At 32.3% G+C, this 26328-nt stretch carries 19 protein-coding genes; 15 read left to right on the top strand and 4 right to left on the bottom strand.

What is annotated here, in order from left to right:
• The first annotated feature begins 24 nt into the window (after positions 1 to 24).
• The gene (locus F1737_RS06375; protein ID WP_317135769.1) at positions 25 to 942 is read left to right on the top strand and encodes an exosortase/archaeosortase family protein; all 918 of its coding nucleotides are present in this window, start codon (positions 25 to 27) and stop codon (positions 940 to 942) included.
• 197 nt (positions 943 to 1139) lie between these two features.
• Positions 1140 to 2159, top strand: coding sequence for a lipid II:glycine glycyltransferase FemX (locus F1737_RS06370; RefSeq protein WP_317135768.1), 1020 nt, complete (start codon positions 1140 to 1142; stop codon positions 2157 to 2159).
• Between the two features lie 284 nt (positions 2160 to 2443).
• Here F1737_RS06370 and F1737_RS06365 read toward each other — a convergent pair whose 3' ends face one another.
• Complete coding sequence (locus tag F1737_RS06365) at positions 2444 to 3559, bottom strand: radical SAM/SPASM domain-containing protein (RefSeq protein ID WP_317135767.1); 1116 nt, start codon at positions 3557 to 3559, stop codon at positions 2444 to 2446.
• A 647-nt stretch (positions 3560 to 4206) separates the two neighbouring features.
• Here F1737_RS06365 and F1737_RS06360 point away from each other — a divergent pair.
• From F1737_RS06360 to F1737_RS06305, 12 genes are all read left to right on the top strand, one after another.
• A complete protein-coding gene (locus F1737_RS06360; protein ID WP_317135766.1) occupies positions 4207 to 5199 on the top strand; it encodes an MraY family glycosyltransferase in 993 nt (330 codons plus the stop codon).
• Positions 5200 to 5240: 41 nt separating this feature from the next.
• On the top strand, positions 5241 to 5882 hold the full coding sequence (locus tag F1737_RS06355; protein WP_317135765.1) for a DUF1616 domain-containing protein: 642 nt from the start codon (positions 5241 to 5243) through the stop codon (positions 5880 to 5882).
• Positions 5866 to 7434, top strand: a complete 1569-nt coding sequence (locus F1737_RS06350; protein WP_317135764.1) for a hypothetical protein — start codon at positions 5866 to 5868, stop codon at positions 7432 to 7434. The genes F1737_RS06355 and F1737_RS06350 overlap by 17 nt, the downstream gene beginning before the upstream one ends.
• A complete protein-coding gene (locus F1737_RS06345) occupies positions 7431 to 8060 on the top strand; it encodes a PIG-L deacetylase family protein (RefSeq protein ID WP_317135763.1) in 630 nt (209 codons plus the stop codon). Before F1737_RS06350 ends, F1737_RS06345 begins: the two co-directional genes overlap by 4 nt.
• 3 nt (positions 8061 to 8063) lie before the next feature.
• Positions 8064 to 9143: a DUF354 domain-containing protein gene (locus F1737_RS06340; RefSeq protein ID WP_317135762.1), complete on the top strand. Its 1080-nt coding sequence runs from the start codon at positions 8064 to 8066 to the stop codon at positions 9141 to 9143.
• Positions 9140 to 10471 carry a phenylacetate--CoA ligase family protein gene (locus tag F1737_RS06335; RefSeq protein ID WP_317135761.1) on the top strand — a complete coding sequence of 444 codons (1332 nt, stop codon included), beginning with the start codon at positions 9140 to 9142 and terminating at the stop codon, positions 10469 to 10471. The genes F1737_RS06340 and F1737_RS06335 overlap by 4 nt, the downstream gene beginning before the upstream one ends.
• 22 nt (positions 10472 to 10493) lie before the next feature.
• A complete protein-coding gene (locus F1737_RS06330; protein ID WP_317135760.1) occupies positions 10494 to 12089 on the top strand; it encodes a polysaccharide deacetylase family protein in 1596 nt (531 codons plus the stop codon).
• Between the two features lie 2 nt (positions 12090 to 12091).
• Complete coding sequence (locus F1737_RS06325; RefSeq protein ID WP_317135759.1) at positions 12092 to 13141, top strand: peptidoglycan bridge formation glycyltransferase FemA/FemB family protein; 1050 nt, start codon at positions 12092 to 12094, stop codon at positions 13139 to 13141.
• A gap of 72 nt (positions 13142 to 13213) precedes the next feature.
• A complete protein-coding gene (locus tag F1737_RS06320; RefSeq protein ID WP_317135758.1) occupies positions 13214 to 14227 on the top strand; it encodes a lipid II:glycine glycyltransferase FemX in 1014 nt (337 codons plus the stop codon).
• A gap of 32 nt (positions 14228 to 14259) precedes the next feature.
• The gene (locus F1737_RS06315; protein WP_317135757.1) at positions 14260 to 15282 is read left to right on the top strand and encodes a lipid II:glycine glycyltransferase FemX; all 1023 of its coding nucleotides are present in this window, start codon (positions 14260 to 14262) and stop codon (positions 15280 to 15282) included.
• Between the two features lie 74 nt (positions 15283 to 15356).
• The gene (locus tag F1737_RS06310) at positions 15357 to 16277 is read left to right on the top strand and encodes a methionyl-tRNA formyltransferase (RefSeq protein ID WP_317135756.1); all 921 of its coding nucleotides are present in this window, start codon (positions 15357 to 15359) and stop codon (positions 16275 to 16277) included.
• Positions 16278 to 16350: 73 nt separating this feature from the next.
• Positions 16351 to 17775, top strand: coding sequence for an oligosaccharide flippase family protein (locus F1737_RS06305; RefSeq protein ID WP_317135755.1), 1425 nt, complete (start codon positions 16351 to 16353; stop codon positions 17773 to 17775).
• Between the two features lie 2 nt (positions 17776 to 17777).
• Here the strand turns inward: F1737_RS06305 and F1737_RS06300 are convergent, their stop codons facing one another.
• Positions 17778 to 18200, bottom strand: coding sequence for a hypothetical protein (locus tag F1737_RS06300; protein WP_317135754.1), 423 nt, complete (start codon positions 18198 to 18200; stop codon positions 17778 to 17780).
• Positions 18201 to 18465: 265 nt separating this feature from the next.
• Positions 18466 to 20391, bottom strand: a complete 1926-nt coding sequence (locus F1737_RS06295; RefSeq protein ID WP_317135753.1) for a hypothetical protein — start codon at positions 20389 to 20391, stop codon at positions 18466 to 18468.
• 268 nt (positions 20392 to 20659) lie between these two features.
• Here F1737_RS06295 and F1737_RS06290 point away from each other — a divergent pair, with 268 nt between their 5' ends.
• On the top strand, positions 20660 to 24439 hold the full coding sequence (locus F1737_RS06290) for a glycosyltransferase family protein (RefSeq protein WP_317135752.1): 3780 nt from the start codon (positions 20660 to 20662) through the stop codon (positions 24437 to 24439).
• Positions 24440 to 25214: 775 nt separating this feature from the next.
• Here F1737_RS06290 and F1737_RS06285 read toward each other — a convergent pair.
• A complete protein-coding gene (locus tag F1737_RS06285; protein WP_317135751.1) occupies positions 25215 to 26111 on the bottom strand; it encodes a hypothetical protein in 897 nt (298 codons plus the stop codon).
• Positions 26112 to 26328: the final 217 nt, after the last annotated feature.

The following is a 26328-nucleotide window of genomic DNA, read 5'->3' as shown; positions in this document are numbered from 1 at the left end:
GTTCATTTAATAAGGTTAATATTTTTGGAATCTGAAAATATGAAAATTATGCACTTGAGGGAAATATCACCAGAAAAGGCTGCATGGATATGGGTAATTTCCGTATTAACTAGTTTAACGCTTTATTTTATATTTACAACTCTGACTTATTTGAAAATGGATGCAATAATTATCTGGGCACTATCCTGTGTTTCGATGATATATCTTTCGAGAAAGGAACAAAGCATAATTGATCATGGGAAACAGAAACTATATCTTATGGGGGGGATATTTGTCTGCCTATTCAGTTTTTTGAATATACCCTTAGGCCTTGGAAATCCTCCTTATTCTATTGGAGAATTTTCAATTTTACTTTCAGGAATTAGTATTATTATTTTCAGTCTGCTTAAATTAAAAAAGCTTATTATTCCTGCATTATTTCCTTTGCTTGCTGTTTTTGGATTTGAAATATATGAACTATTTTTAAGGAATCAGGAGTGGATAATTGAACCTCTTATACCACCTACTATATATTTCACGAATTTGGTTTTGAATATTATTGGAATTAATCCGGAAATCGATGGAAATATAATCTCTTTTTTATCTACATCAGGTGAGCATATTTATCTTGCCATAGTAACTGACTGTACTGGGATCTGGTCACTTGGGACATTTACAATTGCAGCAATAATAGTACTTTTTACATTTCCTGAAGCAATTTCTAAGAAAAGTGCACTTCTAATTTTTATTGGATATATAGGGACATATATCTCAAATATTGGACGAATTACGCTTATATCACTGAGTGGATATTTGTATGGGCCTAAAGGAGTAATCGAACATGTTCATGTTCATATCGGGTGGATTCTTTTTACCATATGGATGATTGTCTTTTGGTATTATTTCTTTAGGCATCATCTTCATTATTCTATTAGTGAAACCAGTTCAGATAAATATATTTAGAGAGAAGAATCTCCTAATTCAGGAGATAAATATATAATTGGATTGGATATATTACATCCTTAATTGTGATTGGTGACTTTTATAATATTGAATGTTTTTTTCTTTTATATTTTTATATCTCAAAAAATGCTATATACAGTAAAGTAGTATTGAGATTGATAGGTTCCTAAAAATAATTATAATATATTGGTATTGGTATGAGTTTTAATCTTCAGATTGCAGATGAAAATATGGTTGATCTTTGGAATAATGCTGTTAATTCATCTGCTCATGGCTCAATATTTCACACCTGGAAATGGCTGAAAATCGTTGAAAAAAATACTAATTATACTTTGTTTCCTTTGATAATCAATAGAGGTGAAACCCTTGTATCTGTTTTTCCGATTTTTTACAGAAAATCAATTTTTTTAAAGGAGGCAGTATCTCCGCCTGACAGGACATTTCTTTTGTATCTCGGTCCTGTAATTCCTGATTATGAATCATTAAAACAAAGTAAAAGGGAGACTTATCTTCTGGAAATTCAGAGAGAAACTGATAATTATATTTTTTCAAAACTTGGTTGTAATTATGTCAGAATTAATTCGTCTCCTGGTTTGAAAGACTCAAGACCATATCAGTGGGCTGGATATCAGGTAAATCCATCATATACATATCGTCTTGACCTGTCAAATGGTTTTGATTCATTATGGAATCAATTTAACAGACCTGTAAGAAAGATGATCAACGCTATGTATAAAAAGGGAATTAAAATAAAAGACGGAGACAAGAGCGATTTAAAATATATTTACGAATTGTTAAGTATACGTTTTCAGGATCAGAAAAAGAAAGTAAAAAAACTGGATAACTGGAATTATTTATCTGATCTATATGATGAATTTTATGGAAAAAATATGAAAATATTCATGGCAGAATATAACGAGAATCTGATAGGGGGGGTTGTTTTGCTTTATTTTAGCAATATAGTATACTTTTGGATTGGAGTGCCTAAATCAGATCTTAAAGGCATATCGGCAAATGAAATTATTTATTGGGAATCAATAAAATGGGCATACAATAATGGTTTTTTATATTTGGATCAGATGGATGGCGGGGATAATCGTCGTTTAAGACGATTTAAATCCAAATTCAATCCTGACTTATATCCATACCATATGATGATAAAAAATAAATCAACAATCTATAAATCTGCAAAGTATCTGGCTAAAAAAATGAAATGAGCTCCGCAATTTGCTAAAAATCCGTTCTTCTTTTTCTCAAATATACCCGCTGTATACATCCTCATGTATAATCCGCAAACCTTTGTTTTGTTCCCTGAATTATTTTATATTATTCAGCTGCTTTTCCAAATGCAGGGACAATACTGAGTTATATTGGAACATTTTAGGTGATTTTGGCTGATATTATAAATATATTGCCGGCGCCTGTAAACAATATAAATGTACAAATTCTTGAAATAATTCTGATTTTGCAGATTTAGTAAAAAAATTAGTGAATTATGAATTTATCTAACCAAATGTGGTTCAGTGCAATCCCTACAAGGTTCAGGAATTTCTCCCCTAATATATGAATCTCTAAGTTCGATAATTTTTTGAGAGTTCCATATAGAATTGAAATCTTCTTTTAAAATATTTCCAAAGGCAATATTATCACGATCTGTCCAGTTGGTACATGGTGTTACGTGACCTTCAACAGTAATAAAACAGGATTTAAAAATAAATTGGCAGTGAATTGGATTTTTTTTAATATTTTCATTTTGGTACCACATATACCCCCCATCTTTTCCAACAGCATCAAATGTAATTCCAATTTCATTGGCCAGTGCAGATGCCTCATTTAGATATTTTTCTGCAACATCCTGTTTTAATTTCTCAGTCTGATTAATGGATTTAACATTTTCATATTGACCTCCCCATGAATTAATTCCAACGATATCTACTCCGTCGGCACCAATATTTTTTGCGAGACGCACAACACCGGGAAGTTCATTCATATTATTTATATTTCCAACAAAATGTATTGGAATTCTGGGTATTTTTGAGTTCCCCCGCATCTTTATCAAATTTGAGACATTGCTTATAACCTGATTAAAATTTGCTCCAATACGAATATTCTCAAAAGTTTCTGGTTTTGATCCGTCAATTGATATGGCCAGCCATTCAATTTTGGAATCCAAAATTTTTTTTACGGTTTCATTATCAAGAAGGGTTCCATTTGTAACAGTACCAACCTTTATTTTTTTATGATGGCAATATTCAATCATCTTAAAAAAATCTTTACACATAAGAGGTTCTCCAACACCTTGTAGAAGTACATTTACAAGAAAAGGAAATTGATCAATAATTTTTTTGAAATCCCCAATATCCATATCTTTTCCTTTTCTTTCCCATACCGGTGATAAGCAAAATTTACATTTCAGATTACATTTTGTAGTTGGCTCAATTTGAATTGCTGTTGGTCGAAAAAGTAAGTTTGTCCTGTTAAATTTTTCATCAATTTTTTTTGTTGCCAGATTACATCCGACTAAAACCTTCTTTTTAAGGCTAAGGTCTGAAATTTTTTCATATAACAGGTAATATCCATAATATTTTTCTCTTTCATCTTTTGTGTAAAAAGCCATTTAAACCCCCACTCGTTTATTGGAGGTCATTCTCATATATAAATTAATGGGTAAATAATTACAGCACTTCTCTAAAAACCTTCATTCCTGTTTTGGTTGGAGAAATGTTTTCCCGGAGATGTAATAATACATTTTTCATCAGAAATGATTTTTGGTTATAGATAGATCTAACAGTGAAATCCTCCGGGATATATCTATGTTAGTAAAAATAACAGAGTTTTATTGAGTACTTGGCTTTGGTTGATTTATTAGTTTTATTACAATATGACTCATTAGAATAATCAATTCCTAAATTATATTATCATACAAAATTGCAATATTATAACATTTAATAGCCGTCTCCAAAGACATCCTCAGGAAATTGAACTGTGAATGTTCAAATTAATGCGTTGTAGATTTCTTCCGTCAGATTTGTGGCTGGAAATTAATAGAAATAAATCAGGAATCAGTTGTTTTGAAGCAAAATAGAAATTCATAGAGAGGCCTTTAAAGTTCTACATGAAGCAGCCTGAATATTCAATTTAATTATTCATGAAGTCTTATCGGATTCTGAATATTAGTCAATAATGATGTAAGTAATAATAAATAAAAGATAATACTTTCCTAACAATTATCTATATATATGTGTGTGTGTATAAAACACACCATTGATAGATGAACTGGCTACACTGGTAAATTCACTCGGTTTTATGGTATTGACTTTTTTCCTTGTACCATTTTTTATGATGTTAGCTTCAATGCCAAATATTATTCATAAATTGAGGGATAAGGGATGTGTTTCAAAAGATATGTACAAAAAAGACCTTCCCGATGTTGCATTAAACGGAGGTCTTGTTATACTTTTACTTTCACTATTGTCAATATCAATTATCTCTTTATTTTACAGCAGATATATTGAAGATGTTAATTATGCAATTATAACAGTTGTTTCTCTTTTTGCTTTTTTTGGAATACTTGATGATGTAATTGATATTGGAAGACCTGCAAAATTAATACTTTTATACTATTGTGCCTATTCATTGATGCCATTTATACCTCATAATATAAATTGTTGTATTCCATTCATAGGTACTTTTACTGTTGGTATAATTGCTCTTCAGATTATAATTCCTCTTTATGTTCCGGTTGTGGCAAATCTGGTTAATATGCACTCCGGCTTCAATGGTCTGGCACCCGGTTTATCCCTGATGATAATCATAACCTTGATAATAAAGGCATTATATCATGGAGATGTCTGTAAAATACTTTTTATTGTCAGTATGGCCGGTGCTCTTGCAGGTTATTATCTTTTTGAGAGATATCCTTCACGTATATTCTGGGGGAATGTTGGTGCATTATCAGTAGGGGCTGCAATTGGTGCAGCAATAGTTGTTGAAGGATATTTGATTAGTGGATTTATAATTTTAATACCGCACACGGTTAATTTCCTTTTATATGTGTACTGGCGGTTAAGCAGCAAAAAATACCCGCTCGTAAAATTCGGAAAAATACGTGATGATGGTACTTTGGAAGTTCCAAATCCTTTAACACTAAAATGGATTTTACCATATTATTTCCGATTAACTGAAAAGCAGGCAACATCTTTCATGTATGTTTTGACTGCAATATTTTGCATTATTGGTTTTGCAGTTCCAGGATAAAATCAGGTGAATTATCGATTTGAAAAATATTTAGATGGAGAATGGATGAAATGGATGTATTGGGTATTTTAAGGGCAATTTTTGGACTGATATTAATATTATTCATTCCAGGTTATGCTATCACGTGGGCATTATTTCCAATTAGAGAAGAAAGGGAATTTTTGGAGAGAATTGCATTTTCTTTTGTTTTAAGTATCGTATCAGTGATTTTGTCAGTTCTTTTTATTGACATAATACTTGGTATAGATACAACTCCTGAAAATATTTTTATCACGATTCTATTATTGACGGCTATTGCTACCGGAATTTGGAAACTGGAGATATCATATCTTGAAAGTTCTTTGAAAAGGCGTTTTGATCAAAAAAGAAATGGAAAAATGGGAATGGAGACTTTTGACATTTCATTAATCAGAGATAGAATAGAGCCTGAAATAACGAAAGGAATAAAATCCGATCAAAAAGACAGCAAATCTGAGCTTGATGAAGACGAAATGTCTGAATTTAATGAAAAGAGTCAAAACGAAATTTCAGAAGAAAATGGGAAAAAAAATATGGGTATAATTTATGAAATTCCCATCAATATCCCTCATAAAGAGAGAGATTTAAAAAGTTGGTCTTTATTAAAATCCACATCAGGGATTGGCAAATATCTGAAAATGGAGGATCATGATGAAAAAAAATGATTTGATTCAGGATTTGACCACTTATCATAGTTTAAATGAAAATCAGGAGAGAAATCTTAATAAAATTGTTGAAATTTCAAATAAATTCCATGAAGAAGCAGATTTGGGTCTAAATAATTCATTGGTCATAGATAAAAATACAATTGTACTTGAATCAAGCCATCAGCCAAATTTTATTCCATATCCGGGTACATTTAAAAAAGCATTTCTTTTGGACTGGTTTCGGGAAAAAATTGGTGAGCAAAAAGGGGATGCTATTGCACTTTACGGATTTCTTGACCAGAATTTATCAACTGCCTCGCTTCTATACCAGAATCAGATTCCCGGCTTTAAAAAAACCGGGAAAAAGAAAATAGGGTTTAATATTGGTAAGGATTCCAGTTGGAAATGTTTTAATAAAATAAACAAACCTGATCACGATCTATGGGAAAAGGAAATTAATGGGATAAAGGAATACTATCTCGAATACGCAAAAAAAAATAATTCCAAAATTCCTACAGTGACTAATAATATTGATGATATCGATGAATTGCTCTGGAAAAGCTATGAACGAGCCGGTAATTTCTCAGATGTTAATGCTTTTATCTATTCAAAATTTTGCAGGGAAATATTGGATTTGAATATAAATTTTTTTAGATACTCGGACATTCATAATGAAAAGTTATTTGTTGATGAATGCAGGTGGATTTTACAAAATTTGGAGAAATATAATCGAGTATATAATAATGCGATTGAAAGTAGGGGGTTGAATATTAAAAAAGCTGCTGAATTTCAGATTCCACTTTGGTATCACTGTGAATGTGGAAGGAAAATTCCATTATTTGCTGGTGCAGATAATTCTTCTGTTGGAGAGTGTCTAACATGTGGTAAAAAACATAATCTTTTTTTGGGAAGTGAATATGAGTGGGTTGAAAAGTATTATGACAAAATGGGGTTGAATGCTGTCATGAGGGATATAGTGTTTTCAGAAGGATTGGGAGAAAGCCTTTATATTTCAGGTAAAGGGGGTTCTTTGGAATATGGAATAATCTCACATGAAATCTTAAAAGCTTTTCAATACAACATCCCTGTAATTTTATCCTGGTTCTCAAATGATTATTATATTGGAGCTGTTCATTATTACTCACTTTGTGTTCTGAAAAATTCATTTAAAATTCAAATAAAAGATATATTAGACAATTCAACAAATGATAAAATATCCTCCATTACTTCCGATATCAGTGATAAAATTCAACTTTTAAAAAATAATGGAGAGGATTTTAAAAAAATTGAGTATAAGTATAACAATTTAATTAATATGCTATATAATATTCAGAAATCTTTTGCATCTGTTCCTTCATTTTATGATTTATTGGTCTGTACTGATTTGAGTAGTATTAAAGAAAAATGGAGGAATTCAGTTGAAATTTCTGATATAGAAACAATAGAGAAGAGTGGCACATATGCAATAATAAGTGATGTATGCTATGGGACAGATTTTATGGCCGGTATTTCACCTGAGAATATCTGTCTGATTCATCGCAATATATCTTCATTAGGGGGGTTTGAATGAAAAAAATATTGATAATAAGTCCTCATACAGATGATGGGGAACTGGGGTGCGGAGGGGCGATCGCACGGTTTGTAGAAGAAGGAAATGATGTCAGCTATGTGGCATTATCAAGTTGTGAGAAGTCTGTTCCCAAAGAATGTCCGCCGGATATTTTAAAGACAGAGGTTAAAAGAGCGACAAAGGTTCTGGGAATCGATGAACCCATATTATATGGATTTGATGTACGGGAATTTCCACGGTTAAGGCAGGAGATTCTTGATGTACTGATCAGTTTAAAAAATGAAATAAAACCAGATCTGGTATTCACTCCTTCAACTTATGATACTCATCAGGATCATAAAACAACACGGGAGGAGACTTTAAGAGCATTTAAACAATGTACCATACTAGGCTATGAACAGCCATGGAACAATATTACATTTAATACGCTAGCTTTTATCTCTCTTAATGAAGAGCATTTGGAGAAAAAAATTGAGGCACTAAAGTGCTATGAAACTCAAAAGGATAGGTCATATTTATCAGATAATTTCATACGAGGGCTTGCTCTGACAAGGGGGACGCAGATTGAAGAAAAATATGCGGAGGCATTTGAAGTAATTAAATGGGTTATGAGACTGGGGGTATGAAATATGAGAGTACTTTTTGATATTGGTCATCCTGCCCATATTCACCTCTTTAAAAATGTCATAAAAAATCTGGAAAAGGGGGGGCATGCTGTAAAAGTAACTGCAAGAAATAAGGAAATTACAAAAGACCTTTTGGATGCGTATGGAATTCCATATGAAAACAGGGGTGAAGCATATAACGGCCTTTTTAAAAAGGCAATTGGTATGATAAAAATTGATTTGGAATTATATAATATTGCAAAAAAATTTGATCCGGATATTCTGGCAGGCGTTCACAATCCATACATTGCTCATGTTGCCAAAATTATGAAAAAACCCTCAATAATTTTTAATGATACTGAAAATGTAAAAATAGCAAAAATTCTGACATATCCGTTTGCAACAGTAATCTGTACGCCTTCCTGCTTTAAAGAGCAGGTAGACCCGGGAAAGCATGTGAAAATAAACGGATATAAGGAACTTGCGTACCTTCACCCTGAAAATTTCGTTCCTGATCCCGATGTTCTGAAAAGCATCGGGGTTTTGGAAAATGAGAGATATATTGTCCTTCGTTTTATTTCCTGGGCGGCTTCTCATGACATTGGATTGCAGGGGATTGAGAGAGGGAAAGAACTGGAATTCATTAAAACTCTTGAGGAGTTTGGTAAGGTATTTGTTACATCTGAAAGAGAACTTGGAAGCGAACTGGATAAATACAGGCTGCATATCTCTCCTGAAAAAATGCACTCACTCCTGTATTATGCTCAACTGTATATCGGTGAAGGCGGGACAATGGCTGCTGAAGCCGCGGTTTTGGGAACACCGTCAATTCATATTGAATCAACTTCATCCGGCAGGCCTACCGGAGAGTTTATTGGCAACTTTTCAGAATTGCAAAACAGGTATGATATAATGTACTTTTTTGCAAGATCCGATGAGGCACTAAAAAAAGGTGTTGAGATTCTCAAAAATGAGAATTCAAAGGATGAATGGCAGATCAAACGTGATGTCCTTATAAAAGACAAGATAAATGTTGCAGAATGGATGACGTATTTTATTGAACATTATCCGGATAGCTTTCATGAATGTGGGGGATTAATATGACCAGATTTTTCAAAAAAGTTACTTTTCCTGTCATGGAGAGATATTCTCATACATGTATTCAGCGTCATTTGGATTTTATAAAAACTACGCAGTGGTGGTCGGCAGAAGATCTTGAAAAGCTTCAGTTAAAAAAGCTGCGTGCCATGATAATACATTCTTATGAGAATGTTCCTTATTATCACCGGTTGTTTAGGGAGAATAATTTACAGCCCGATGATATAAAATGCAAGTTGGATCTGAAAAAAATACCTGTTTTATCAAAAGATATAATCAGAAAAAATCAAAATGATCTGCTTGCACAAAATATCTCTTCTTCTAAAATTATGAAAACCTATAGTAGTGGATCTACCGGAGAACCATTTTCATATTTCTTAGATTTAAATTCATATTCTGCGGGGTGGGCACAGACATTCCGCTGCTGGGGCTGGGGAGGATATGAAATTGGTGACCATTATGTCAAAATAAGTCTGAACCCAAGGACCAGTGCCCACAAGAAAATGCAGGATCTGCTTTTAAAGACAAAATATGTTTATGCCCTTCAGCTCAATGAGGAGACTATACTCGAAGAAATCGAAAAAATAAGGAAATTCAGGCCCAAAATAATTCGTGGATATGCCTCTCATCTTTATGCAATAGCTAAGTTGATGGAAAAGTCAGATATTGAATATTCCGGTGCATCCATAACAACAACCGGGGATATGCTTTTTCCTCATTATCGTGATGCTATAGAGAGGCAGTTTAATTGCAGGGTATTTGATGCATATGGCGGGGAAGGAACACCTGTTTCTTTTGAATGTGAGGAGCACAGGGGGTATCATATATCAGATGAAGATGTAATTGTGGAGTTCCTTCGTGAAGGCTCTGAAGTCTCCACAGGTGAAACCGGCAATATTACATTTACTAATCTGAATAATTATGCTATGCCGTTCATACGGTATGAAATAAATGATCTGGGGAAACCTTCTGATGAAAAATGCAGCTGCGGAAGATGTCTTTCAATGATGGAACAGATTGAAGGCAGGGATTCTGATATAATAATAACACCCCGGGGTGATATTTTTGTGGTCCATTTCTTTACCATATTTTTTGAATATATTGAAGGTGTGGATCAGTTTCAGGTAATACAGGAAGAGAAGAATAAAATCTTAATTAAATTGAAAAAAAATGAACACTTTAATGATTCTGATTATTATCTAATCAAAGAAAGGCTTCAGGAAAAAATGGGGGATGATATGGAAATTATTATAGATGTCGTGGATGAAATACCACTTTCCGGAAGGTCTGGAAAAAGAAGGTTTGTAATCTCAAAGGTTCCTTTAAAATTATAATAAGCATCAGGGGGGATAAGGTGTGAAAATATTTATTGATACTCTGGAAAGTAATTATTCACTTTATGGTCAGAGATATTTCTCGGAAAAATCCGGAATTAAGCCGGATGAACTTAAAAGATGGTTTACTGCAAATAAATTCATTGACGATAAAGATGGTGGATGTAAAAATAAAATTGAAGGCCATATAATATACCGTAGTAAAAAAATTCCTGTTTTTTCATATCCTGCTGAAATTTTATCTGACGGTGATTATCGTCTCATGTATTCCGGACAAAACAGGCAATATCCCTGTATTGTTTTTGGTGAAGACAGAATTGATGTAGGTCTTGATCTTTTTGAGCATATAGGGTTCTGTCTCTCCGGAAATCTTGAAAGATTCAGGGAAAATAACGAAGATGAAATTAATAATCTGATCCGATTGCCTTTTGTAGATTATTATTGTAAAATATTATCTGATATTTTTCTTTATGCTCATCAGAAATCAAATTTGCCATTGATTAAAAAGTCTTTATGGAAAAATGGGCAAAAATATGCTGTCTGTTTAACACACGACGTTGATGAAGTGAAAAAGAGCTATCAATGGATAACCCATCCACTGAAACTTGTAAAAAAAAAGGATTTTAACGGTTTTTTAAATCAGTTTTATTCATTCGTACAGAAGATTAAGGGTTATGAACCTTACTGGACGTTTGAAAAGGTTATGGAAATGGAGGGCAATCTCAATGTAAAATCATCTTTTTATTTCCTGAATGAATCCGGCAGGATAAAATATCTGGATAAAACAACCTGGAGGCATGCGGGGAGAAATTATGACTGGAATGATCCTAAAATCAAAGAGCTGATTCGTGAAATTCATTCAAAAGGTTGGGAAGTTGGTCTTCATGGCTCTTTTTATTCATATAATAACCCGGAATTATTGAAAAATGAAAAGGATTCCCTTGAGAATGTGCTTGGAAACAGGATTTTTGGTGGCAGACAGCATAATTTGAATCTGACAATTCCAAATACCTGGATTTTTCATGAAAATGCAGGCTTATTATATGATACCACACTGGGTTCCAACAAATATCTCGGTTTTAGATGGGGTTCATGTTTCCCATTCAGACCTTTTTATGAAGATGAAAATCGTGAACTGGATTTATTGGAGATACCAACTGTTATTGAAGATCTGCCTTATTTCAGATTTCAGGATCCATGGTCCGAGTTTTTAAAAATTGAAAAGGAAGTTGAAGAAGTTGGCGGTGTTCTCACTCTTTTATGGCACCATTCTGTATTGAATGACTATGAGTTTCCCGGCTGGGCCGATGAATACAAAAGAGTGGTGAGATATTGCAATGACAAGGAATCTTGGGTGACAAGTGCAAAGGAGATTTACGAATGGTGGAAATGGAGAGAATTAACGTCATTTGATTATGAATATGATGGAGATACCATCCGAATCTTTCCATTTCCTGAAAATGAAGTTCATTATTTTGATATTTATTTTCCTGATGATGTGAGTCTTAAAAATATAATCAATGCAAAGATTTTAAAGTCAAAAAATAATATGGTGTCTATACAAACTGATAAATTATATCATGGAGAATTTATTGAATTAGAAGTCTTGGGGGGATAAATATGGAAATCATATTAAAAGTTGCAAGTGAGAAGGATACTGAGTTATGGGATAATATTGTTGAGTCTTCACCTCAGGGTTCAATATTCCATACAATGAAATGGCTTAAAATTGCCGAGAAATATTCGGATTGCAGATTAATACCGGTTATTGGATATAATAATACAGTACCAATTGCTATTCTTCCACTATTTTATAAAAAGAAATTATTATTGAGAATGGTTTTTTCACCTCCTCCTCATGTAGGAATAATGTATCTTGGGCCTGTATTTGTCGATTATGACTCTTTGAAGCAAAATAAAAAAGAGATCTATTATGAAAAGTTTCAGAATGAACTGGACAAATTTATTCAGCAGGAGCTGCGTGCAAATTATATAAGTATTTTTCTTCCACCAAATCTTCCCGATCCACGTCCATTTAAATGGGCAGGTTATGAAGTAGAACCGACATATGACTATCATATTGATTTATCCTGCGGTATAGAACAGATATGGCAAAATTTTAAGAAAAAAATCCGTGTTGATGTAAAAAAATCCTTAAAACAGGGAGTTATACTCGAAGAAGGTGAACATGAAGAAATTGATGCAATAAATGCACTTCTTGTTAAAAGGTACGATGATCAAAATAGACAGTTATCACTTCCAAAAGAGTATTTGCATGAAATATATGATTCATTTGGCGATAATGTTAAAGTTACTGTTGCTAAATTTGATGGAAAAATTGTTACTGGTAGTATTAAACTGCAATATAAAGATGAAGTATTAAGCTGGATTGGCAGTACTAAACCTTATTTTGATCTCTCTCCTTCACCAAATTCATTACTTAGCTGGGAAGAGATAAAAGAAGCATCTGAAAAAAATATTTGTCACTATATAAGAATGGGTACAGCAGGAAACCAAAGGCTTCACAGTCACTTTTCAAAGTTTGATCCTGATCTGCGACTGAGATTTAATGTAAAAAAGGCATCTGCATTAGCAAATTTTGCTGAAAAAGGATATGTATCTGTGCTAAAACCTGTTTCTGGAATTATCGGCTCTAAAATAAAAAAATAATTGTGTGTAAGTTATTCATTCGATTTGATTGGCTGACAAATATTATTATGTTATGAATGGATGTTGTTGAAAATGATGAATCTGAATATAAATATTTCAAGTGACGATGAATCCATGAAGTGGGATACTCTTATAGATACTTCTTCATATGGAACAATATTTCATAAATGGGAATGGCTAAAGATTGTAGAAAAGTATTCTAAAAGTACTCTTTATCCTTTGATGGTCTATAACGGTACACAGATTGTCGCACTTTGTCCTGTTTATATAAAAAATTATAAATCATTAAAGATGGCTTTTTCTCCACCATCCGGATCATATCTTCTCTATCTTGGCCCTGTGTTCATAAATTATGAGAATTTAAAGCAGAATAAGAAGGAAAGTCTTTTTTATGAAGTTCAGAAAAAAATTGACAGTTATCTTTTTTCGGATATGGGCTGTAAATATGTTCGTATACGTTCATCACCTGGTCTTTATGATTCACGGCAATATAAATGGCAGGATTATGTGGTAGATCCTCTTTATACATATAGAATAGATCTCACAAAAGGTATCAAATCTGTCTGGGAAGGATTTGATCGTAAACTGAGAGTTGACATAAATAAAGCAAAAAGAGAAGGTGTTTATGTTGAGGATGGAGATTTGGAGGATCTTGAATTTTTATTAAATTCTCTCTCGGAAAGATTCATACAGCAGGGGTACAGCCCTTTAGATCACAAAAAATATCTTCAATCACTTTATGCCACTTTTCATAAAGATCACATGAAAATTTTTGTTGCAAAATATAAGGGTGAACGGGTTGGAGGTATGATTTCATTATATTATAAAAATATTTTATATCTCTGGGTGGGTATACCCAAATCCAATATTCCCGGAATATCCGCCAATGATTTAGTTCAGTGGGAAGCTATTGAGTGGGCATATAATAATGGTTTTGAGTACTATGAAGAGATGGATTCCGGAGAGAATCAAAGGCTCAGATATTTTAAGTCAAAATATAACCCTGAGCTTTGTATATGGTATTCTGCATCAAAGCATTCATCAAAAATCTATAAATTTGCTGAAATGGTGTCAAAAATATTATAAGCATTGTCATTAAATACCACAGATATATTGTTATGATTAGAATAGGAACAAAAGATGATAAAGAAATCTGGAACAAGGCGGTTCTTGATTCAAATCATGGTACTATATTCCATACATGGGACTGGCTGAAAATCATTGAAGAACAGGGTAAAGGAAAATTATATCCTCTGATGATCTACAAAGGTTCCCAGCTAACTGCTTTATATCCTTTATTCATACAAAAAAAAGGTTTTGTAAAAGTTGCGTTTTCCCCGCCTCCCGGCTCATATCTTCTTTACCTTGGCCCTGTTATTCCCGGTTATGATGATTTAAAGCAGCATAAAAAGGAAAGCGTTTTAATGAAAATTCAGGATGAGGTGGATAAATACCTGTTTTCTGAAATTAAATGCAAGTATGTCCGTATTCGCTCAGCACCCGGTATATTAGATGCCAGGCCTTTCAAATGGTCGGGTTATGATATCGAGCCGGTTTATACTTATCGCCTGGATCTCAAAAAAGGAATTAATTGCATATGGTCTGAATTTGATAGAAAACTCCGTGTAAGCATAAATCATTGCATAAAAGAGGGGGTAACAGTTAGAGATGGTGATCGATATGATCTTGAGTATATTCTTGATTCTCTTTCCCGCAGATACCGTGAACAGGGTTATCGTCCTTCAGACTATATGGATTATATTAATGAATTATATAATAAATTTTATCCGGATAATATGAAGATTTTTGTTGCCTGTTATAATAATCAGAGTGTTGGAGGCATGATATCAATTATTTATGAGGATTTAATTTATATGTGGGTTGGTGTACCCAAATCAGAGCTTAAAGGAATATACCCAAATGATTTGATTCAATGGGAATTAATAAAATGGGCCTGTGGCAAAGGACTGAATTATTTTGAAGAAATGGATTCCGGAGATGATTTAAGATTGGTAAAATTTAAATCAAAATTTAATCCGGAAATTGGCATTTGGTATAATGCAGAGAAGTATGCCTCAAATAATTATAAAATTATGAAAAAAGCAAATGAGATGTATAATCAAATGTACCATTATTTTTAAAATGGAAACTATTGGGATTAATATATAATTATTAGTTGTTGGGGGTGATTTAAATAAATAATTCAATAATATTCATGGGTACAAAATGGAGCATTACATCCTGTGAATGTTTATCAAAATTGATATCCAGCGATTTTAATATTCTGATTGTTGTATCGGGCAAAGAGAAAGGATATTTTTTACCTTTACTCAGAGATCTTTATAGAGGAATTCATTTAAGAAATAAAGATAATCTGAAGAAAATTTCAAGACAGAATTCAATATCATATATTGAAATAAATGATGTGAATTCCCTGTCTTTTATTGATTTTATGAACTCATTCAATCCGGATATTATATTCTGCTGTATTTTTGACCAGATTCTAAAAAAAAATTTGATTAATGTTCCAAATTTTGGAGCAGTTAATTACCATCCCTCTTTACTTCCTGATTACAGGGGGGCTGATCCATATTTCTGGGTTATAAAAAATGGCGAAAATGAAACCGGTGTAACAATCCACTATATTGATGAAAGGCCGGATACGGGAGATATTATACTGCAAAAAAAGCACATTCTAAGAGAAGGAGAAGATATTTCAGAACTAAGAAGAGCACTTTCCACAATTGGTTCTGATTTGGCAATAGATGCTTTGAATAATATTTTTAAGGATAATGTGGTAAGAGTCCGGCAGGATATTGAAGGAAAAGAAGCTCCTGAGCCAAAAATGTCAGATTATATTATTGACAATACCGCCAGTGTAAAACAAATCTATCATTTCATTAGAGGGGTAAAGAGTCTTGGTCCTATTTTTAAATTTAATGATGAAATATATTTTGTAAAGGATTCAAAAAGATACGAATTGTATACTCATAATATGTTTCCAAAATATGAAATTATAGATAATAATCTTTTTTATTATGGGGTTGATGGAATGGTTTTAATGAATATTGAATCAAAAGTGGATCAATTTCTAAAAAAGATAATTTGTAGATATATATATCAACAATTAGTATGATTGTTATTAAATTATTGAACTTAATATTTGGGGGGATACAATCAGAATCAAAAGAACTCTTACATACTATTCTTTGCTCTTCATATTTTCACTCATTCTCCAAAGAGGAGCCGGAGTTCTGACAAAATTAGTTCTTGCAAATTCTATCACACCATATGAATATGGTTTGATTACATTAGTGGCAATATCACTGCCCGGAATGTTCCAGTTATTAACCAATCTTAACTTTTATCATATGCTATCACATTCCCAGGAGGGAAAAAAGTATTTTGGTTTCACACTCGTGTGCAGTATTTTTCTGATGATCATAATATCAGTTTTATTATTTTTTTCAAGCGATGTTTTTTTTGATTATCTAAATCTTCCGCTGGAACAAAAATGGCTTTTCTATACTGTCATAGTTGTTTCAATGTTTTTTATGAGTATAATTATTGATTTTCAGGGACTTTTTGCCGGATTAAAAATGTACTCGGTTCCAAGTATTATTATGGCTCTGCCGTCAATGGTTAGACTTATAGTTATTTTATTATTATTTTTATCTGATATCTGTTCCTTTGAGATTATATTATTTGTTTTTGCCATCTCCAATGCAATTCCTTTATTATTTATAGTATTTTCAAGGCAGCACAGGAAGTCTTTTGCATTGATAAAGTCAATTAAAATTCCCTCTAAGAAAATATTTGCTTTTGGATTGTCATTATTTGTTGTAAGTTCATTTTCTACAATTGGACAAAGTATAATAAAAATTGTTTTAAGTCACAATCTGGGGGTAACATGGCAGGGATATTATGATATTTCATTAACACTTGCTTCCCTTCTTCTTTTTTCATTGGGTACAATGAACTATGTTTCAGTACCTGAAGCAACAACCTCAAAAAAAGAAGACATATACAAAAACGGGGGTTTGGGAGATGTAAGCAGGGGATTATTTTCTTTTATGTTTTATTTGATAATTGTACTTTATTTTTATTCAGAATTTATTGTAAAAACTCTTTTTTCAGCTGAATATGTCATAGCATCCGATTATATTTTTATCCTTGCTATAGGATACCTCTTTTTATTCATTCAAAATTTTCTTGCCAGTTTAAATCTGTCTTTTGCTGATAAAAAAATGGATTATATCATTTACACTCTGATTCCGCTTTTGATTTTACCTTTATTCTTCTTCCTGACTGAATTTTTAATGGCTCTATTTAAAGAATACGGGTATGGAAACGGATTTTTGGGGGCATATATTTCATGTACCTCATTATATATATTATTCGCGATAGTTACTATTTTATTCTCAAAAGATTTGGAACCTTTAAAAAATCTTCTAATAATGATTGATAAGCTGATAATTTCTTCTTTAGCAACAGCTTTAGTATTGTATATCTTAAATCCCCCTGCATTAATTGGATTATTATTATCTGCAATTATATTTTCAGCATTGACTTTGAAAACCGGATATATTAAAAAAGAGTTCATTTATGATTTATTTGGCAAATCAAAAAAATAGTTTTAATCAGAATTTTTTAACCAGTAATGTACACTATATATATTATCAGGTGATTTCAGAAAAATACTGACTTTTATAGGATATACTAAATTTTTTGTTTTGATTGTCTCTTTTTTTTCATAAGTATCTCCGGGTTTGATCATAATATTTGTTTTTTTTACAGAAATATCTCCAATAAATATCTCAAGGTCATAATTTGTTTCTACATTTTCAAAGGATTTCACCCCATAAATAAAAGAGGTAGTTGATCCTTCAGGATAATTTGTATATGAATCGGGAAGCAGATAAAGAGATGAATAGTCTTCTCCTTTTAATGCATTATATATGAAAGGTATTGCAATACAAATCCCAATAATTATTGCAATAATTATTGCCTTTTCAAATTCACTTTTCTTAAATATTGATTCAAGATGTTTTATGGTCATATTTGCCCTTCCCCCAATCTGATATTATTTAATAAATTCTCTAAAATGTAATGGACTTTTATAATATATCGCAGGTCATTATATTTAAAATAATTATTAAATGATTGTTAGCAACTTTTCTTTTTCCCGGATTACTTTATTTGAATTGATCGATAATTAATTTTTAAGCATATTTAGAGATGTTTAATTATATTGGTTGTGATATTTTCTGTTTAATATTTGGAGTCTTCCTTTCCAAAACAAGGTTCTAAATATTCTCTAAAAATCAATGCTTCAGATAATATTTTCCTAGAAAATAATATATGGCAATAATTGAGATGGGGGTGATAATGCCGGGTGCTTTTTTAATGCTTAATGATTTTTGACCGGTTCGTTCATCATCATTAATGAAATTTTCTGATTTAGAGATTATCAGCTCTTTTGATATATCTTCTGGATAAAGCAGTGAAAGACCAAACTTATTGCCTGCATATATTATCCCCTCATGATAATCTATACAATTATATGTTCCCCAAAGTGAACCTGAATCAATCTGGGTTATATTAGAGGGATTTGAAAAATCAAAAACTTTTATGCTTTCTAAAGGGCCTCCGGCTGCATATGCAATATTTTCATTGAGAATTATTGAATGACCTGTCCATTCGCCTTTATAGCTAATTTCATCTATCTTTTTTGGATTTTTTTCATCAGTAAAATCAATAAAAATTATATTATTTTCGTTAAGAACAGCTACAATATTATTGTCAACAGATACGTCATAAAATGGTTTTCCACTATCATATGTTTTTATAACGACTGGATTTGTTTTTTTACTAACATCTATTACGTGAAGACCCGGATATTTCCCTTTGTATGCCGCAACGAGTATGATATTATCCTTCAGTTTTGCCAGCCTTCCATCGAAATGAAGGTCTCTTGAAATGTATCTGGGTGAATACTTATTGTGGATGTCAACGATTCCTGCAGATGTATAGATATAATTGCCATCTGGAAGAACCGCCCCTATATTGTCCATATAATCTACAAAAACTGTGACCGGTTTCTTTGGATCAGTAATGTCAATCATGTTCAGCCCTCCCCACTCTCCTGCACCAAAGAGATAGTTATCCTGTATACTTAAATCAGAAAATCTTCCCGGAGTCTCAATAAATGCCGATTCTATCGGATTTTCCTTGTCGTGAGTGTCTATAACCCACATTCCGTCATTGTGTGCACCGATGAACACATGATCGTCCTTTGCAACTACAGAGTCAACACCACCAACAACTGGGACTTTTGTTAGTAAAACTGGTTGTTTGGGATTTGAAGTATCATATATTCCAAATCCCATAGACTCTCCTGCAAGGAATGTGTAATCACCTGTTGGGAAAATTCCTTCTATATATCCCTGAATGTCGGCTCCTTTCCCTGCAATAAACGAATTTTTTGGATTTGAGATATCTATCACATTAAATCCCTGGTAGCGGACAGATATATATGCATAATTCCCGTGAATTTTAATATCATTTGCATCAATATTCATCAGTTTAGTGACTTCTACCGGATTTGATTTATCTGATATATTAACAACCCTGATTCCGTTGTGATACTCGACAACATATGCATAGTTTCCTTTAACTGCAACTCCTGAAAAACTGTCTCCTTTAGAATTTGCGGTGTAGTTTCCGACAAACTTTGGATTTTTTGGATCTGAAATGTCAAAAATGTCAAGAATATTATCAGTTTCTCTTGATACGTAAAGATAGCCGTCTGCTGCAAAAGCTCTCCATGGCCTGTTGTACCCGGTCATCGTGACAATCTTTCCCAATTTCGGATTGGAAACATCTGATATATCCACTATCTGTATACCTTCATTGTATACGGTAAGATAAGCATAATTGCCGTAAACCTCGACATCTCTTATTTCAGTTCTTTCATATGGACTTTTAAGGGAAGAAATAATGAAAGGTTTAAAGGGATCTCTTATGTCTGCGATTATGTAACCAGTTGCATATCCAATATGAAGACATGGATGCTGAATATACAGGCTCTTTACACTCTCTCCAGCATAAATCTTTGAAATGTAATTCTTCCATGTAAGATCTTTAATTTTTTCAGGATTTGTAACATCATAAACTCTGACCTCACTTCCCTGTGCAACGTAAAGATAGCCATTATCCTCTACGATGTCAAATGATGGACCATTTGGCATATGGCCTGCGATTTGAATTTCTGCAGATGATGAGCAGGGCATTAATAAAAATATAATAAATAATGTTGTAGCCGTTATTTTGGTTAGTATGTCGTGCATTTTATTTTAACTCCCTTCTGATTTGAGAAATAATAAACCTGATTATATTTCTTATTTTTGGAGGCTCTTTCTGGTAAAATCACATCCTATTATGCTGAATTATTATCGTCAAAATATTTGGTTATCTTGAGGAAAAGGTATATATTATGTTAATGTTTCTATTAGTGTTGTGAAAAATATCTGGGAGAAAATAAATAAACATATATTTGTGTGGAGTAATGGTGGGGAGATTCCTTCTTTAATATGTTTTTTATTCTTTACATTAATTATTGGGTTTATAGTACCTACCCTCATTTTCCTGTCTCCTTCCGGATCAGATGTTTACACACATGTATATAATACATTGAATATGGCTGAATCATATTCACTGCTTGGGTTTTATGAAACTTCATTTAGTGAAGAATATCTTGGTTTTGATTATCCTTTTGGATTATGGATCTTTGGTTCAATAGTGATGAAAATAACCGGAATTGATGGGCTGACCCTTGCATATTTGCTGCCTCTGATTTTGTTTTTTGTCACTATAATGATTTATTACCTTTATGCTGATAAATTTTTTAAGTCAGAAAAATTATCATTATTTTCGATATTATTTTTAATATCAATGCCACTATTAACTTTAAATCTACTCAATTATTCTTCAGGAATATTTGCAATGCTATTTTTAATCTCTATTATTTTTTTAGCACTTCATAAACCGGATATTAAAAATATGTTCATTTTGATTACTCTTGTATTTACTCTTGGTTTCACTCATACCGGAACATATATGTTTTTAATATTTTTTACCTCTGTTTATCTTATATTATATGCGGTTATATGGAAAAAAATGGAGATTGGGATGTACATTTTGATAGTGAGTCTTTTATTTTTATATGTTTTAATTGCTCAGATTTTCCCTTTTGTACAACCCCAGTACATCGATAAAGGAAGGTTTATAATTTCAATAACAGAATCAATTTCTTCATTTTCAGGGATTGAATTTATTCAGGATTTTGGAAAAATTTTTTATGACAGTATATTTGTTTCAAACAATTATATATACGCAATATTTTGGTCTTCTTTCATATTTATGGCAATAAAGCTCTCTCTTTATTTCCATTCCCGATTAACTGGTATTTCAGAGAAAAGATTTATTGGCATACCCTTTATTGGCAACATAAATCATATTTCTCATGGAATAATGATGACCCCATTTTGGATGGGGCCTGTTCAGACTTTTCTTTCTGTTTTTGGAATATTCAGGCTGGATTCAAAAGGGAAGTGTATAGCCCTTTCTCTAATTATTACAGCTCTTTTACCTGGTGCAATGAGTTCAGCAGAGAATGTGGGGACAGGAGCACTTAGAGAGATCCATTATCTTTATTTGATAATTCCAATTGCAGCTGTAGCGGGACTATTTTATATTTTACCTGTTTTTAAAGAGTATCTTGATAAAAGAATTAGAAAAGAAAGCCTTAAAAAAGGTATATCGGTGACATTTTATTTGTTTATATTAATTCCAGTTATTTTTGTTCCTGTTATTGGAAATCTTTATTATCAACCAATAATTACAGGTTCCGATACTGAAAAAGAACATCTCATCTGGTTAAGTGAAATTGGAAGCCCTTCTGAAGGTATTCCTGATTTTCTTTATAGGGAAAGGATTGATCTCTATGCGGATAAGGTTACACCAAGTGTTCATTCCGGTTCTGAAACTAAAAGATATCTTGATGATCTGAAAAAAACTTATTTTACTCATGGTGCTGAAGATTTTACAAAAGATCTGTATTCTTTTAATATAATGTACATAATATCTTCAAACAGAATTCTTAAAGGATACCTGGATGTTGATTTCGACGATCTGGCGATAGATTCCAATAAGAAATTGGATAAAATCTTTTCAGCTTCAGATAATTTTGGAATATATAAATATATTTCAGAAAAGGAAAATGTTGAGAAAAAGATCTTTGAAGAAAATTCTTTAAAATTTAATGAAGTTATTCCCGATCTTTATGATTTTGGTTCATCATACTTATTTGAAAATGACTATTATAAAGTAAAAATAAGTGAAAATTCACCCGAGATAAAGTATTATGGTACTAAAACGCTTAATCTCCTGGAAGATGGATTTTATACTGATTATATTGGTATTTCAATAAGTGATGGTGATGAGAATAAGAAAGAAGTCTATGAATTAAATAATCTGGATTATTCAGTAATATCCAAAGATGATGACAGTATAATCTATAAAACAACCATTAAAAGTACTGATAATGCTGAAAAATGGGCTACACTTATTGTAAAATATATGTTTTATGAAAAGGCCTTTAAAAGAGAGATCATAATTGCAAATGACTGGATTAATCTAAATAGTGATTCAAGAATGGGAGTTGGTTTATCAAGTTCAATATTTGCTCCTGTGATTGAATTTGAATATCGTAATTTAGAGAATGGAAACAAGAATCCGATAACCAAGAAGATATATCCTTCCCATGATAGTGCTTTGGTGAAAGATAAAAAATTTGATCAAATTTACTTTAATGAAGGAAACACCGGAATACTTCTCAGATACGGTGATTTAGTTCCATATCCTGATAGAATATATTATGGGGGTTCTTTGTATTATGACTTAGGTAACATTTTAGTATACTCCGAATATACATTGGCTCCTTCTGAATCTGTTAACCATGTCCAGTATTTTTCAGTTGGGGACAAAAATACAGCTGAGATTAATATTGATCACTATTCTTCTGTTTTTGAATATCCCTTTTCAGAAGGGAAAATTCCGGGAGTAATCACATTTCTTGCATCAGAAGATGAATTAATGGATTATTCTAATGGGGGGTTAAAAACAATTGATGAGTTGAATGTGGAATATAATGAGGTTGCCAGAATTGAAGGTGGAAATGTACCCTTTAATGAAATAAACGCTGTCGGATATGCCGGGATGTATGTTAACCAGTCATATCAGGATCTTGAATCACAGAAAAAAGAGATAAACGAAATTAAGCATATGACAGGTGCAAATGGAGTTCTCTTTGAATATTTTAAATATAATCTTGATTCTGTCAGGGCACTATCTGAAGAAAATATGCGTTTTGCTGAGGCATATTATGTAGGTTCTCCATTTGAAGAATTTAATCGTGAAGGTCTTAGAAATCCGAAAATTGCTTATTATCATGGGGATGAAAGCGGTATTGTACTAATTCCTGTTGCTTTACCTTCAAGTACTGCTTTATCATCAAATTATGGCGGGGATGAAGATACCTTTTCAGACTGGGAAAATACAATTGATTCTGTAATATCGGATGGAGGAATGGCAGTTTTTCTTTGGGATGCAAAAGATGTAGGAAACCCGATATACAGTGAAGATTTCATTGGATTTATTAACCGTTCTAAAGACAAAGGAGTTACTTTCACAAGTCTGGATGAGATCTCTGCTCATTATTTAATGCTGCAGAATATTTCGGTGAATGTAACAAAAGGGATGGATTATGCAGTTTTTGATGTGACCAACAAACATGATAATGAAATAACCGGGGTCACTTATGGATTGTCAATGCCTCTTTTAAGTGCTGGTAAATATTCATATAATGTAAATAATGGCCGTATCTCACGTGAGTATGTTAATGATGAGAATTACATTATGTTTGTAAGCTTTGATCTTGAGGGAAATGAAAGAAAGAAAATAACTGTTGAACCCTCTATTAAAAGACAGGATTTTATTTTGGATTATGCTTCATTATTCGAAGGAGATTGCAGAATAATTGTCAGTGACTCAGAAGGTTTACCCATTGAAAATGTGTATGTATATGTCAACTCCAGAATTTTCAAGACTGATGAAAACGGAGAAATTAAGATAGATCTTCGAAGAGGAGCTCATAAAATAAAATTTGAAAAACCCGGTTATAACACAATAGAGTCAGAAATTGAAGTAAATGGCAGAATTTATAATCTTTTTAAATGAACCACATTTTACATGAGATAAAATCCCTAACCTTTTTAAAATTTGGTAATTTAGAATTTGTCTCATAAAATCAGGCAGAGAGAAAAATATGAAATAAATTCCTCAACCGTATGAATGAAAAATCCTGTGATTTAAAAAGTCTTTATTCAGGATGCAAATTCATTTTGATGAAACCTGGCTGAATAATAACTATAAATCGCTAAAAAGATGAGATGTAAATCTCATTTTGGTTAGAAATTTCATATCATTGAGTATAGATAAATTGTATGATGAAAAGAATTCGTACTCCTGGAGTGTCTGGTAATGATATTCATATTTATCTTTCTAATAGACAAAAGATGAAGAGTGTGGTGTGCATAATATAATTCATCCAATTTTCATTCAAAAATATACGGGATATTTACAATATTGATTTTTAATGACAATCCTGCTGAAAAAGAGAGACCTAAATCATTATGCCGGAATCTTTGAAAAAAACTGAGATTTCTAATTTAATATGAAAAGATCAATGGATGAATGAATTATTTCATTAATTAAAATTTGACATTATATCGTCAGAGTGACTGAAATTCGAAGGAGATAACAGAGAAAAAGATCTTTTCTGGATAATTTGTGATTACTATCAGGTAGCAATGATTAGAAGATATGAATTTCAGTCCTTGATTCTTCAAAAATGTTATATGGCGCAGATAAATAACATAATCCGGAAATAAACTTTATATTTGAGATAATTGCGTTTTTTAAAATAGAGGACGTTATGTCCTTAATATATACATTATTTTTTAACTATTCTTTCCCTTCCCATGTAGATAACTGACATAAATCCGATTATTATAGCTAGTGATACTGCTATTGTTGGAAATTCCGGCACAAATATGTGTTCATTAATGCAGTTATCACAGTACATTATAGATCTGTCCGATACTATGTCGCCTTTTGAAAGTCCAATAACTGTTTTATCGATTGCTATCTCAATCACATAATTATCTTTTCCCCAGTCCTGCCTTGAAAGCCATTGGTTAGTATATGCAATATCTGCGATTCCTACTTTGTTACCACTGTCTGGGACAATTCTGTCCGGTAATACGGGAAGCAGATACCCTAACTTTTCCCAGACCGGGTTATAAATAATATTTCCCTGTTCTGGATCCTCGTGAATTTTAACGCCATATTCATATCCTAAATCACCTGTACTGCTGTCAAGATCAATATTTAGTGCAAGATCACCGGGTCTTTTGTCTCCTTCAGCAGTTGGTTCCAGTGATGTAACAATTGCTATGTAGATATAGTCGTCATCCTGATCAAAATACCTTGCTTCAAGGTCGTAGTACTCCCCTCCGTAAGGCTCGCTAACTTCTATTCCGTTTTCCAGTTTTATCTTTTTTAATTCATTATAAGAAGAATAACTACTGCCGACTCCTTTTATGTGGACTCCAAAATATGTGTACGAGCTGTCTGTGTGCAGTGGATTAAAGTTGTCCTCAACAATAAAACTGACACCACTGTTTGGAAGCCATGTTTCTTCATCGCTCCAGCTATAGGAAGTATCTTTTAATTTGTTCAAACCCCAGTCACTTAGATCACCGTCTATTACATATGCAAATGAGGGTGTAGCAAATATGAATAACCCAAACAAGAGGCCGACAATGATAATTGATAACCTTTTTTTCATTTAAATATCCCCCTTTTATTGCAAAGTCAGCATTTTGCATTTGAAATGTCAAAATCTTTCTACTTTACATTATTATCTCCAATCAATATTTTAGAATAAAAGAGAATGCCAGACATTTCGCATGTTTGATTTGACAAACTATATTAGTTTAAAAATAGTGAGAATCACTATTTTAATTTAAAATCCGTGGTTATTTTTAGTTATAAATTTTTTGATA

The sequence above is a fragment of the Methanoplanus sp. FWC-SCC4 genome (assembly GCF_032878975.1).
GTDB classification, from domain to species: domain Archaea; phylum Halobacteriota; class Methanomicrobia; order Methanomicrobiales; family Methanomicrobiaceae; genus Methanochimaera; species Methanochimaera problematica.
The sequence above is the reverse complement of the archived record's forward strand: the minus strand, read 5'-3'. Positions and strand labels throughout refer to the sequence as shown.